This is a genomic window from Vibrio coralliilyticus (assembly GCF_024449095.1).
Lineage (GTDB): Bacteria > Pseudomonadota > Gammaproteobacteria > Enterobacterales > Vibrionaceae > Vibrio > Vibrio coralliilyticus_A.
The window spans coordinates 854,588-867,703 of the sequence record NZ_CP024627.1; the positions used below are offsets into that span (position 1 = coordinate 854,588).

15 protein-coding genes are annotated in these 13,116 nt (G+C 47.2%); 14 read left to right on the forward strand and 1 reads right to left on the reverse strand.

What is annotated here, in order from left to right:
- Positions 1-12: 12 nt before the first annotated feature.
- From fliH to flhB, 12 genes are all read left to right on the forward strand, one after another.
- Positions 13-813, forward strand: coding sequence for a flagellar assembly protein FliH (fliH, locus tag CTT30_RS03900; protein WP_239867568.1), 801 nt, complete (start codon positions 13-15; stop codon positions 811-813).
- The gene (gene fliI, locus CTT30_RS03905) at positions 813-2,138 is read left to right on the forward strand and encodes a flagellar protein export ATPase FliI (RefSeq protein ID WP_252036086.1); all 1,326 of its coding nucleotides are present in this window, start codon (positions 813-815) and stop codon (positions 2,136-2,138) included. The genes fliH and fliI overlap by 1 nt, the downstream gene beginning before the upstream one ends.
- Positions 2,139-2,141: 3 nt before the next feature.
- The gene (gene fliJ / locus CTT30_RS03910) at positions 2,142-2,582 is read left to right on the forward strand and encodes a flagellar export protein FliJ (protein WP_252036087.1); all 441 of its coding nucleotides are present in this window, start codon (positions 2,142-2,144) and stop codon (positions 2,580-2,582) included.
- Positions 2,583-2,721: 139 nt separating this feature from the next.
- A complete protein-coding gene (locus CTT30_RS03915; protein ID WP_252036088.1) occupies positions 2,722-4,761 on the forward strand; it encodes a flagellar hook-length control protein FliK in 2,040 nt (679 codons plus the stop codon).
- A 37-nt stretch (positions 4,762-4,798) separates the two neighbouring features.
- Positions 4,799-5,296, forward strand: coding sequence for a flagellar basal body-associated protein FliL (gene fliL, locus CTT30_RS03920; protein ID WP_239837624.1), 498 nt, complete (start codon positions 4,799-4,801; stop codon positions 5,294-5,296).
- 7 nt (positions 5,297-5,303) lie between these two features.
- Positions 5,304-6,359 (forward strand): flagellar motor switch protein FliM, encoded by a 1,056-nt coding sequence (gene fliM, locus CTT30_RS03925; RefSeq protein WP_239867579.1) that lies wholly within the window; start codon positions 5,304-5,306, stop codon positions 6,357-6,359.
- Between the two features lie 21 nt (positions 6,360-6,380).
- Positions 6,381-6,791 carry a flagellar motor switch protein FliN gene (fliN, locus tag CTT30_RS03930; RefSeq protein ID WP_006959499.1) on the forward strand — a complete coding sequence of 137 codons (411 nt, stop codon included), beginning with the start codon at positions 6,381-6,383 and terminating at the stop codon, positions 6,789-6,791.
- A 3-nt stretch (positions 6,792-6,794) separates the two neighbouring features.
- Entirely contained in the window at positions 6,795-7,214 is a 420-nt protein-coding gene (gene fliO, locus CTT30_RS03935; RefSeq protein ID WP_239867582.1) for a flagellar biosynthetic protein FliO, read from the forward strand.
- Positions 7,201-8,076, forward strand: coding sequence for a flagellar type III secretion system pore protein FliP (fliP, locus tag CTT30_RS03940; protein ID WP_252036089.1), 876 nt, complete (start codon positions 7,201-7,203; stop codon positions 8,074-8,076). Before fliO ends, fliP begins: the two co-directional genes overlap by 14 nt.
- 12 nt (positions 8,077-8,088) lie before the next feature.
- A complete protein-coding gene (gene fliQ / locus CTT30_RS03945; protein WP_019274559.1) occupies positions 8,089-8,358 on the forward strand; it encodes a flagellar biosynthesis protein FliQ in 270 nt (89 codons plus the stop codon).
- 9 nt (positions 8,359-8,367) lie between these two features.
- Positions 8,368-9,150, forward strand: a complete 783-nt coding sequence (gene fliR, locus CTT30_RS03950) for a flagellar biosynthetic protein FliR (protein WP_239837628.1) — start codon at positions 8,368-8,370, stop codon at positions 9,148-9,150.
- A gap of 9 nt (positions 9,151-9,159) precedes the next feature.
- Positions 9,160-10,290 (forward strand): flagellar biosynthesis protein FlhB, encoded by a 1,131-nt coding sequence (gene flhB, locus CTT30_RS03955; RefSeq protein WP_252036090.1) that lies wholly within the window; start codon positions 9,160-9,162, stop codon positions 10,288-10,290.
- Between the two features lie 12 nt (positions 10,291-10,302).
- On the opposite strand, the gene smrB is transcribed toward flhB, so the two are convergent.
- Positions 10,303-10,833, reverse strand: a complete 531-nt coding sequence (gene smrB, locus CTT30_RS03960; RefSeq protein ID WP_252036091.1) for an endonuclease SmrB — start codon at positions 10,831-10,833, stop codon at positions 10,303-10,305.
- Between the two features lie 62 nt (positions 10,834-10,895).
- Here smrB and prmB point away from each other — a divergent pair, with 62 nt between their 5' ends.
- Positions 10,896-11,828, forward strand: a complete 933-nt coding sequence (gene prmB / locus CTT30_RS03965; protein ID WP_252036092.1) for a 50S ribosomal protein L3 N(5)-glutamine methyltransferase — start codon at positions 10,896-10,898, stop codon at positions 11,826-11,828.
- Positions 11,829-12,013: 185 nt separating this feature from the next.
- Positions 12,014-13,099, forward strand: coding sequence for a chorismate synthase (gene aroC / locus CTT30_RS03970; RefSeq protein ID WP_252036093.1), 1,086 nt, complete (start codon positions 12,014-12,016; stop codon positions 13,097-13,099).
- Positions 13,100-13,116: the final 17 nt, after the last annotated feature.

Below are 13,116 nucleotides of genomic sequence, written 5' to 3' on the forward strand. Positions count from 1 at the left end.
GGTAATAGGTCTATGTCTGGGGAAAGAAAGCGCGGCTTTTTGCGCTTAGATAATGACGATCAAGTCCAAAAGCCTGAGAAATGGGGAATGCCGGATTATACGCCGGAAACTCATAAACAGGCGAAAGAAACGGCAATGAACTATGACCCTAGCTGGATGCCTACCTTTTCTGAACCTGAGGATGAAGCCCCTAAAGAGCTGACCGAAGAAGACATTGAACAGATCAAACAGCAGGCTTATCAAGACGGTTTACATCAAGGTCAAGAGGCCGGCTTCAAACAAGGTTATGACAAAGGAAAAGAGCAAGGTCACGAAGAAGGTCATCTGCAAGGCTTGGAAGCAGGGAAAGCGGAAGGCATAGAAGCGGGTCAGGAGCTGATTCAGCAACAGGTACAAACTTTCGTTGACCTGGCTAATCAGTTTGCTCAGCCTTTGGAACTGATGAATGCGCAGGTTGAGAAACAGCTGGTTGACATGGTACTGACTCTGGTTAAAGAAGTTGTGCATGTTGAAGTACAGACCAATCCTCAAGTCGTATTGGATACTATCAAGCAGTCGGTTGAATCCCTACCCATCTCAGGGCATGCGATCACTTTGAAGCTTCATCCTGAAGATGTGGAGATTATTCGCTCTTCATATGGTGAAGCTGAGCTGGAATTTCGTAATTGGACACTCATGGCTGAACCTGCGCTCAATCGGGGTGATGTGCAGATTGAAGCAGGTGAGTCGAGCGTCAATTATCGACTTGAAGACAGAATTCGCAGTGTGCTACAGAGCTTTTGTGGCGTGAATCGTCATCAAGGTGGTGAGTAATGTTGGCGCTGGCAGAACGCCTTTCTCAATATCAAACACAAGGGCTAACTTGTCGGCCTGTTGCCTCTGGAAAACTGGTTCGAGTCGTTGGGCTAACATTGGAAGCGACTGGATGTCGAGCGCCTATCGGTAGCCTGTGCAAAGTGGAAACGATGCATGGTGAGATGGAGGCTGAGGTGGTGGGTTTTTCGGGAGATAACCTCTACCTAATGCCCAGTGAACAGATCACAGGTGTCCTACCGGGCGCGAAAGTCACCCCTTTAACTAGCGAAGTGGGTTTACCTGTGGGGATGGAACTGCTTGGTCGTGTGATTGACGGGGTGGGGAATCCACTTGATGGCCTTGGGCCTATTTATACGGAGAAACGGGCTGCATTTAACGCGGAGCCCATTAACCCTCTAGCGAGAAAGCCGATTTCAGAACCACTTGATGTGGGTATCAAGGCAATTAATGGTTTGCTAACGGTTGGTAAAGGTCAGCGTATCGGTTTATTTGCCGGCTCAGGTGTGGGTAAGTCGGTTACTTTGGGGATGATGACTCGAGGCACCACTGCTCAAGTGGTCGTGGTAGGCTTAATTGGTGAGCGTGGTCGTGAGGTAAAAGAGTTTATCGAAGAAATCCTTGGAGTAGATGGTCGTCAGCGTTCGGTTGTCGTGGCGGCACCAGCGGATTCGTCGCCACTGATGCGATTAAAAGGCTGTCAGACAGCCCTGACGATTGCAGAGTATTTTCGCGATCAAGGCTTAGATGTGCTTCTCCTCATGGACTCATTGACTCGATTTGCTCAAGCTCAGCGTGAAATTGCTCTCTCTGTAGGTGAGCCGCCTGCGACTAAAGGTTATCCACCGTCTGTGTTTGCAAAATTGCCTGCTTTGGTTGAGCGTGCGGGTAATGGTGGTCAAGAGCAAGGTTCCATCACGGCATTCTTTACCGTTCTGACGGAGGGTGATGATCTTCAAGACCCAATCGCCGATGCATCACGAGCCATTCTAGATGGTCATATCGTGCTATCGCGTGAAATGGCTGATGCTGGTCATTATCCTGCTATTGATGTTGAGAAGTCAGTCAGTCGTGTCATGCCACAAATTACCTCAGAAGAGCAGATACTGATGTCCAAAGCGGTGCGTCAAGTTCTGTCAGTTTGTCGAAAAAATCAAGATTTGGTATCGATTGGTGCTTATAAGCCGGGAGCTGACCCAGCCATTGATAGTGCATTCACATTAAAACCTCGACTGGATGGTTACTTACAGCAAGCGATGAAAGAGACGGTACCGTACGATATGTGTGTCAACATGCTGCGTAACCTGCTACAAGGAGACTCGTAATCCATGGACAATGCGCTGGATTTTTTATTGAGTCAGGCTCAGGAACGAGAAAACCAAGCGGTACTCGCGCTTGGTCAGGCGCGGGTTGAACTGGATGGCTATTATCAGCAGTTAGAGCAGATAGAAAAATACCGATTGGACTACTGCAATCAATTGGTAGAACGAGGCAAACAAGGGTTAACGGCTAGTCAATACTCTCATCTTAATCGTTTTTTGACGACCTTAGATGAAACTCTGGCCAAGCAGAAACAAGCAGAAGAGCACTTTAAGTCCCAAGTGGAAAGTTGTGAGCAAAACTGGTTGGAATGTCGTAAACAAAGGCGTTCTTATGAGTGGCTGATAGATAAAAAACAGTCAGAAAAAGAGCGTTTACAAAATGTTCGTGAGCAAAAACAAATGGACGAGTTTTCTACTCTGCAATACTCCCGCCGGACTTCGAACTAACTTCACATACTTATTCTTATTATCTATTCGATTGGCGCACTTCTTGCAGTTCTGTTTCGTTAAATGATGAGTTGCCGCTTCAAAGCATTCTAAGTAACAGGCCGCGACTGCTCCCTCAATTACGCGCGAGTATCTATTTATGAATATAAACCTAACTCCGGCTTCTGACACCCCGAAAATGTCGACCGCATCCTCTCAGTCCGTTGGTTCGAGTGAAGAGGCGAAACCGTCTGAAGGTTTTTTTTCTAAGTTGGCCGCTTTTATTAAAGGTGAATCCGGTGGAGAAAAGGTTTCAGACGCAGAATCAATGACAGTTGAATCTGCAGTCGGAGAGGAAGAGGCGGGTGATGGTAAGAGTGTCAGTGCCGATGAAGACGAGGTGTTAGAGTCTGGGGAAGTGATCACTAAGGGGACCAAGGGCTCTTCAACTGATGAATTGTTAGCGATAGATCAAGAGCAGAATAAACCAGCCTCTAAAGTTAAAGTAGAAACTGAGGCATCAACGAAAAGCCAGTCTAATGACTCAACAGAAGGTGATGCTGAGAAGATTGTGTCTGAAAATGGGGAGTTGCTTGGTCGTTTAAACAAAGCCAGTAAAGTCCTTCAACCTAAGGACGGCAATGAGTTGCCACAACAACCTGAGTTGGCGACACAAGAAGTAAGCTCTTCACAGCAACAGAAGGCTCACAACGTTAGCGAAGAAGAGCAGGCGGAAACGTTAAACACAGCCGCTTCTGCTGTGCAAAGGCAGACTCAAGGTGAAACACAGACGGATGTGGATGTTACTGACACTGAGAATAAGAAAAGCATCAAAGCACAAGAACACTTGATGGCTGAGCAATCTGTGGAGCAGCAAGTGATGGTTCCTGAAAGTGCGAAGCGCTTTATTGAATCTGAAGATGGTCAGGAAGCTGTGACAGCTTCCGATAATCCAGGTGATGATGAGCTGGTCGTGGCTGCAGCAGGCGCGGTGGCTCTTATGGCTGGAGTGACTGAGAGGAATAGCGATAAAGCTCAGTTAACCAGTCCTGAAATTGAACAGCTAAAACATGAACTGAAAACCCAAGGCTTGTCTGATAAAGAGATCGAGCAGATTGTTGAAGCGGCAAGAGCCGAAGCACAGGCACAAATTACCGTGGTTCAAGGTAATGAAACCAATCAGACAGAGCCAGTAAAGCCTAATGCTGAAAAAAAACTACAGTCGAATGCTTCGCCATCACAATTGGCTGGCAGTGAAGTTGTAACAGAAAGTGCTATTGAACCAACGGTTGCAGCCACAGCAGTTTCTGGTTCTTCGGCAATCCCATGGGCGGTCTCAGCGGCGGATGTGGGTGTTGATGAGTTACAGATTCAACCGGATGCAAAACCTAAAGCACAGCAAGCTGCAGTGGCACAATCGGTTCAGCAAGCATTACATACATCAAGTGCTCAAGTCACGGCGGCTCAGCACCATCTTCAAGCTACGCAACAGGCTGCGGCAGTGCCTTTGCCCAATGAGCTGGCTGCGAGTCAACTTCAGCAAGTCGCTTCTACACCAATAGTTAGTGAACAAGCTATGCTAAAAGCGGTAATGGGAGCGAAAGCGGCGGGTGCTGTAGGCAAATTAGCCGCAACAGACGGGAAGCAGGGGGCGAGTCAAAGCAGTGATACAGGGTTTGCTCAGCAACTATCACAGGCCGCAAGTCAACAAGGTTTGACGGCACAGAACCCAACTCGTACTGAGCAAGCTGCTGCTCAAGCTCCATTGCAGCTTAATCGAGAAATGGCCGGTGATCAGGTAGCGGAAAGAGTCCAAATGATGATGTCGAAGAATCTAAAAAACATCGATATTCGCTTGGATCCGCCGGAGTTAGGTCGATTACAGATCCGCATGAATATGACAGGAGAGGGAGCGACAGTTCACTTTACGGTGGCGAATCAGCAGGCTCGGGATGTCATTGAACAATCTATGCCCCGTTTACGTGAAATGTTAGCTCAACAAGGCGTTCAATTGGGTGACTCATCAGTTCAGCAGCAATCCGCTGGTCAACAACAAAATCGTTATGCGGCTGGAAGTGGAGCTGGAAATGGTCAAGGTAGCAGCAATCAAGCCTTTATTGGTGAAGAAAACCTTGAACTAGACGTCAATCTTGATTTGAATGTCGCAACAAAGCGTGATGGAATTAGTTATTACGCTTAAACTGTAGAAAAGTAAGAAAAATAGAGAAACATCGGATATGGCAGACGAAGGAATAGAAGCAGAAGCACCTAAGGGAAAAAGCAAGCTGTTAATTATCATCATCGCTGTTGTTGTTTTACTGGTTGGTGGCGGAGGTGCGGCTTTCTTTCTCATGGGCTCGAGTGAACCTGAAGAAGTAGAACAAACGACCCAGCAAGCCGTAGCGGTCGCTGCTGAACCTGTCTCTTACGTTAATATTGCGCAACCATTCCTGTTTAATGTCACTGGCGATAAAAAGGATCGTCTTGTGCAAATCAAAGTACAGTTAATGGTGCGCGGTATTGATAATGAGAACTTGGCACGTTACCACTCACCTCTGATTGAAAGTTCGTTACTCGGAACTTTTGCCTCAGCGACCGTCGATCAACTTCGCAGCGCTAACGGACGTGTGGAGCTGCGAGACAGAGCTACAGAAGACATCAAAGCGAGTTTAAATCGTGCAGTAGGGCAACCTGTGATTGAACGTGTGTTATTTACTGACTTTGTAATACAGTAGGTGAAGAGTGACCGATCTATTAAGCCAAGACGAGATTGATGCGCTACTCCATGGTGTTGACGATGTTGATGAGGCAGAAGATGAAGGCGGTGGCGCCGAGAGCGATGCTAGTGCTGTAGAATTCGACTTCTCCTCTCAAGACCGCATCGTCCGTGGTCGAATGCCAACGCTGGAGTTGATCAATGAGCGTTTTGCGCGTCATTTGCGGATCAGCTTATTTAACATGCTGCGAAAAACCGCAGAAGTGTCGATAAATGGCGTACAAATGATGAAGTTTGGTGAATACCAAAACACCTTGTACGTCCCGACCAGTTTGAACATGGTGCGTTTCAGACCGTTAAAAGGGACCGCACTGATCACTATGGAGGCGCGCTTAGTTTTCATTTTGGTTGAGAACTTCTTTGGTGGGGATGGGCGCTTCCATGCGCGTATCGAAGGTCGTGAATTTACGCCAACGGAACGTCGCATCGTTCAGTTGCTACTTAAAATTGTCTTCGAAGACTACAAGGAAGCTTGGTCTCCGGTGATGGGGGTCGAGTTTGAATATCTCGATTCTGAAGTAAACCCAAGTATGGCGAACATTGTTAGCCCAACGGAAGTGATTGTTGTCAGTTCTTTCCATATTGAAGTGGATGGCGGTGGCGGTGATTTCCATGTGGTCATGCCATACTCAATGGTGGAACCGATTCGCGAACTTCTCGATGCTGGTGTTCAGTCCGATAAAATGGAAACGGACGTTCGTTGGAGTACCGCACTTCGTGAAGAAATTATGGATGTTCCAGTCAACTTTCGCGTGAATTTACTAGAACAAGATATTTCACTAAGAGATCTGATGGAGCTTCAACCCGGAGACATCATCCCTATTTCTATGCCCGAGCATGCCACAATGTTTGTTGAAGAGCTGCCCACATTCCGAGTGAAGATGGGTCGTTCGGGTGAACAACTTGCGGTTCAGGTATCAGAGAAAATTAAGCGCCCAGATGTAGTGAAAACCGATATTGCATTTCTAGGCAAAGACGTCATTTCTGAATTAGAAGAAGATGACGGTGAAATTGAAGATTAATAGAGTAAATAGGTAACAGGTATGGAACCGAGCGACGATCAAAAACTGGCGGACGAATGGGCTGCGGCATTAGGTGAAGACCCTGATGCGCCAGAGGTAGATGTAGATGAGGTTATGGCCGCTCAACTCGACGAGTTGCAAGACACTGGCTCGCCTATTTCTGAAGATGAACGCCGTAAACTCGATACTATTCTCGATATTCCGGTGACCATTTCCATGGAGGTGGGGCGCTCACAAATCAGCATTCGTAACTTACTCCAGCTAAACCAAGGTTCGGTAGTTGAACTGGAACGCCTTGCAGGTGAATCATTGGATGTCTTGGTTAATGGCACCTTGATTGCTCATGGTGAGGTGGTGGTGGTCAACGACAAGTTTGGTATTCGTCTGACCGACGTTATTAGCCAAACTGAGCGAATTAAGAAGCTAAGGTAGGTTATGAGAGAACAGTTAAAAGGCGTTTTTCTGTGTATCCTTACTCTACTCTCTCCTTATGCTTGGGCTGAAACCGTAACCAGTAATCAGTTAGATTGGGCGACCACGTTTGGGTCGCTCTTGTTCGTTGTTGCGTTTATTCTGTTTCTGGCTTGGTTGCTGAAACGCATGCGTGTACCTGCAATGATTAACCAGAGTGGCTTGAGTGTTGTTCGTCAAATCCCAGTCGGTACTCGTGAGCGAATCATGATTGTGCAGGCTGGCGAAGAACAGTTTCTGGTTGGGGTGACCGCCCAGTCAATACAACTGATTTCAAAACTGGATACCCCCTTGACCCAGGAGGAGCTGAATAAGTCTGCTTTAGCGGCAAGCCCTTTTGCTACTCAACTGACTCAGCTGTTGAAAAAGAATGATAAACACTAGCCGAATTGCCCCGCTGATACTGACACTATGCTTAACTCTCTTCTCGGCGTTTTCCTCTGCTGAAGAGCAGCTCGCCACGTCAGTGCCTGCCAATGCTGCTCCCTCAGAATCAGTCACTGTATCTGCAATGGAAAAAGAGCAGGGTGCGGCGAGGACAATTTCAACGGGTAGTTTTACTGGCGGCGGTGGAGGTATCCCCGCTTTTACTATGACGACCAACTCAGATGGCAGTGAAGATTACTCAATAAATCTGCAGATCCTTGCTCTGATGACGATGTTGGGCTTCCTTCCTGCCATGGTCATTTTGATGACGTCATTCACGCGTATTGTTGTTGTGATGTCGATCCTCCGTCAGGCGATGGGACTGCAACAGACACCATCGAATCAAGTCATCATAGGTATCGCGATTTTCCTGACATTTTTTATTATGTCTCCGGTACTGAGTAAAATTAATGACGAAGCAATTCAGCCATACATCAATGAGCAGATAACGGCACGCGAAGCCTTTGATTTAGCACAAGTCCCCATGAAGGACTTCATGCTCAAGCAAACACGAGTAAAGGATCTTGAAACCTTCGTCAATATTTCTGGTTCGAGTGCCACGGCGCCTGAAGATGTCTCTATGGCTGTGTTGATCCCTGCATTCATTACATCCGAGCTCAAGACGGCCTTCCAGATAGGCTTTATGCTCTTCTTACCATTCCTAATTATTGACTTAGTGGTAGCTTCTGTTCTGATGGCAATGGGTATGATGATGCTATCGCCGATGATTGTATCCTTACCTTTTAAACTGATGCTCTTTGTTCTAGTCGATGGTTGGAACTTAATCCTGTCAACCCTGGCTGGCAGCTTTGCTTTATAGCGGGAGGAAAGCATGACGCCTGAAGTCTTTGTCGAGCTATTTAGAGGCGCATTGTGGATGGTATTGCTGATGGTATGTGCCATTATCATTCCCAGCCTACTTATTGGTTTGATTGTCGCGATTTTTCAGGCCGCCACGTCGATTAACGAACAGACGTTAAGTTTCTTACCTCGTCTTGTGGTGACTTTACTGGCGTTGATGTTGTTTGCTCACTGGATGACGCAAATGATGATGGAATACTTCTTCTCTATCGTTGAACGTCTGCCTCAGGTTCTCTATTAAGGGGGTGATGTGGAGTTCCCAACGAGCGTTATACTCGACTGGATAGCTAACTACTTCTGGCCTTACACCCGTATTGCTGCGATGCTGATGGTGATGTCGGTGACGGGGGCTCGCTTTGTTTCTACCCGTGTAAGGCTCTACCTTGGCCTGGCCATTACGTTTGCTGTGATGCCCGTCATTCCTGCTGTTCCTGACACTATAGAGTTGCTCTCTTTCCAAGGCTTCATGACCCTCTTAGAGCAGATCATCATAGGTGTTGCGATGGGAACCATCACTCAGTTCATGATCCAGACCTTTGTTATTCTTGGCCAGATTCTGGGTATGCAGGCGAGTTTGGGTTTCGCTTCTATGGTCGATCCTGCCAATGGTCAGAACACGCCGCTACTTGGTCAGCTGTTTATGTTTCTCGCAACGATGTTTTTTCTCGCGACCGATGGTCACTTGAAAATGATCATGCTGGTTGTGATGAGTTTTAAGTCATTGCCGATTGGTAGTGGCTCGCTGAATACCGTTGATTTTAGGGAGCTCGCACTTTGGTTAGGGATCATGTTTAAAGTCGCGTTGAGTATGTCCTTATCTGGCATCATTGCGTTGTTAACGATTAACTTGTCGTTTGGTGTGATGACTCGTGCCGCCCCTCAGCTGAACATCTTCTCGTTGGGTTTTGCCTTTGCCCTGATTGTTGGTTTGCTTATTTGTTGGTATATCATTGCCGGCCTGTTTAGCCACTATGAACTATTCTGGTTGCAAGGGGAGCAACAAATTTGCAGCTTTATTCGTTTGAATTGTTAGGGGGCTGAATTGGCAGAATCAGATGGTCAAGAACGCACCGAAGACGCCACGCCCAGGCGCTTGCAACAGGCTCGAGAGAAGGGGCAGGTTGCAAGGTCAAAAGAATTAGCGTCAGTTTCTGTTCTTATAATCGGAGCCATTGCCCTGATGTGGTTTGGCGAATCGCTTGCGCGCGCCTTATACACTCTCATGGGGCGTCTATTTGACCTCTCTCGTGATGAAATTTTTGATCTCCCTAAGCTGTTTGATATTGCGCTGGGGTCGATGGGGAATTTGCTTGGACCGCTATTGCTTATTCTTGTGGTGCTTTTTATTGCTGCGTTTGCGGGGGCTGCAGGTATTGGCGGGGTCAGCTTCTCAGTGGAAGCCGCTATGCCGAAATGGTCGAAGATGAACCCACTCAGTGGCTTGAAGCGAATGGTTGGCTTACAAAGTTGGGTTGAGTTGATCAAGTCGATTCTGAAAGTTGCACTTGTCTCTGGAGTCGCTTTTTATCTGATCGATGCGGCTCAGGAAGATCTGTTTCAACTGAGTATGGATGTTTATCCGCAGAATATTTTCCACGCGTTAGATATCTTACTGAACTTCGTGTTGTTGATCAGTTGTTCACTGCTGATAGTTGTTGCGATTGATATTCCTTTCCAGATCTGGCAGCACGCTGATCAATTAAAGATGACTAAACAGGAAGTGAAGGATGAGTACAAAGAGACGGAAGGTAAGCCGGAAGTCAAAGGGCGGATCCGTATGTTGCAGCGGGAGGCCGCTCAGCGCCGTATGATGTCAGAAGTGCCACAGGCTGATGTAATTGTCATCAACCCGGAGCATTTCTCTGTGGCTCTGCGCTATAAACAAGATACCGATAAAGCGCCGATTGTGGTTGCCAAAGGGATTGACCATATGGCGCTCAAAATACGAGAAATCGCGCGTGAGCACGACATTTATGTTATTCCAGCGCCGCCGCTTGCACGTGCATTGTATCACTCCACCGAGCTTGAACAAGAAATCCCAGATGGTCTGTTTACCGCAGTAGCACAGGTTCTGGCATATGTTTTCCAGTTAAAGCAGTTCCGCAAGCGTGGAGGGCAGAGGCCAAACTTTAAAGCCTCAGATCTTCCCATTCCCCCTGACTTGAGGCAGTAAAGCACCGTTTTCCTATTTCTCTGGTATCGATAACAGAACCAGCAAAGCGCCGTCACCACCAAATTCTAATGGCGCTTGATGAAATGCCATCACATCAGGATGTTGCGCCAACCAAAGCGGTGTTTTTTGCTTGAGGATATGCTTACCAATGCCGTGTTGGACACACGCACATGAAATCTCATTTTTGATGCAGTATGCGATCATCGAGCCGAGTTCGCGCTTGGCTTTATTTTGTGTCATGCCGTGCATATCTAAAAACACATCTGGGACGTACACCCCACGGCGAAGGCGTTTCACCTCGTAGTGAGAGACGTCATCACGCGCGTAACGAGTAGGACCATCCTCATTGAGAAGAGGAACAAACTCGTCAGAAAAATAGAACTCTGTATCGCTGGCTTCACGGGCGCTACGCTTGATTTCTTTTTGCTTAGTGTTTTTTTTTGGTTGCTGGACTATGGTATCCTGTCGCAACTTTTTTACGCCTTGTACTGCATCCCTAAAAAGGGCGAAATCATCATCAATTTCGGTGTCTTTTTTGCTCATTGGGTCATAGATACATAAATAAAATGCTATTGGCAGTATTGTAGCGCTTTTCGGAGGCAATTTTGGATAAGATTTTTGTAGAAGAAGCCGTGTCAGAGTTACACACGCTTCAGGATATGATTCGTTGGACTGTGAGCCGTTTCAATGCCGCAAACCTGTTCTATGGCCACGGTACGGATAACGCATGGGATGAAGCGGTTCAGCTTATCCTGCCAACATTGTACTTACCCATTGATGTGCCTCCACATGTATTAAATTCTCGTTTGACTAGCAGTGAGCGTCTGCGCATTGTCGAACGTGTTGTGAAACGAATCAATGAGCGTACTCCAACCGCATACCTGACCAACCGTGCTTGGTTCTGTGGCTTAGAGTTTTTTGTCGATGAACGTGTTCTGGTGCCTCGTTCTCCAATTGGTGAGCTGATTCAGGCTGAGTTCCAACCTTGGTTAGTCGAAGAGCCAACACGAATCATGGATCTATGTACCGGGAGTGGCTGCATCGCGATCGCCTGTGCACATGCTTTCCCAGATGCAGAAATTGATGCGATTGATATTTCTACCGATGCACTTCAAGTCGCAGAGCAGAATATTCAGGACCATGGTATGGAGCAGCAGGTATTCCCGATTCGCTCGGATCTGTTCCGTGATCTGCCAAAAGAGAAGTACAACCTGATTGTGTCTAACCCACCGTATGTGGATCAAGAAGACATGAACAGTCTGCCTGACGAGTTTACCCATGAACCTGAGCTTGGCCTCGCTGCGGGTACGGATGGTCTAAAACTGGTGCGTCGTATTCTGGCTAATGCTCCTGATTATCTAACGGATAACGGTATTCTTATCTGTGAGGTGGGTAACTCTATGGTTCATATGATGGAGCAATATCCGCATATCCCGTTCACTTGGCTTGAGTTCGAAAATGGCGGCCATGGTGTATTCATGTTAACGCGTGAACAGATGCTACAACATGCAGAAGAGTTCACAATCTATAAAGACTGAGTATTATTCAGTTCGCTTGATGTGATAAAACGCCGGACAGTCATGTCCGGCGTTTTTTATTGGCAAAGAAAGCAAAATAGTTCGGCTTTAGGGCTTTACATCAAATCGCAATAACGCCACTATGAATTTACCAATAATTGTAATGTACAGCTTTGTTTACAGGGCTGAAGAAATTTGAGGAAGTAATGGCAGGAAACAGTATCGGACAGCATTTCCGAGTGACGACATTCGGAGAAAGTCACGGTATCGCACTAGGATGTATCGTCGACGGGTGCCCTCCAGGGCTAGAAGTAACTGAAGCGGATATTCAGACGGATCTCGATCGTCGTCGTCCGGGGACTTCTCGTTATACCACTCAACGTCGCGAACCAGATGAAGTGAAGATTCTGTCTGGCGTATTCGAAGGTAAAACCACGGGTACTTCGATTGGTTTGTTGATTGAAAACACGGACCAACGCTCAAAAGATTATTCGGAAATCAAAGATAAGTTCCGTCCAGGTCACGCTGACTATACCTACCACCAGAAATACGGTGTACGTGATTACCGAGGCGGAGGTCGTTCCTCAGCACGTGAAACCGCTATGCGTGTGGCTGCGGGTGCTATCGCTAAGAAATACCTGAAGCAAGAGTTTGGTATCGAAATCCGTGCCTACCTATCTCAAATGGGTGATGTGTCGATTGAGAAAGTGGATTGGGACGAGATTGAAAATAACGCGTTTTTCTGCCCAGATTTCGACAAAGTCGATGCGTTAGATCAGTTGATTCGCGATCTTAAAAAGCAAGGCGACTCGATTGGTGCCAAGCTACAGGTTGTCGCAACCAACGTACCTGTCGGTTTAGGTGAACCTGTGTTTGACCGTCTGGATGCTGATATTGCCCACGCGCTGATGAGCATCAACGCGGTCAAAGGTGTTGAAATCGGCGATGGATTCGACGTTGTTAGCCAAAAGGGCAGCGAGCACCGTGATACTTTGTCTCCAAACGGTTTCGGTAGTAACCATGCTGGTGGGATTTTAGGTGGTATCTCGACTGGTCAGGATATTGTTGCGAACATTGCGCTAAAGCCGACGTCTAGTATCACCGTTCCGGGTGAAACCATCACCAGAGAAGGCGAACCTACTCAGCTGATCACCAAAGGTCGTCATGACCCATGTGTTGGTATTCGCGCAGTGCCTATTGCAGAAGCGATGCTGGCAATTGTCGTGATGGATCACTTACTTCGCCATCGAGGTCAGAATCACGGTGTGACGACAGAAACACCTCAGATTTAATGAATAGAAACGGCTTC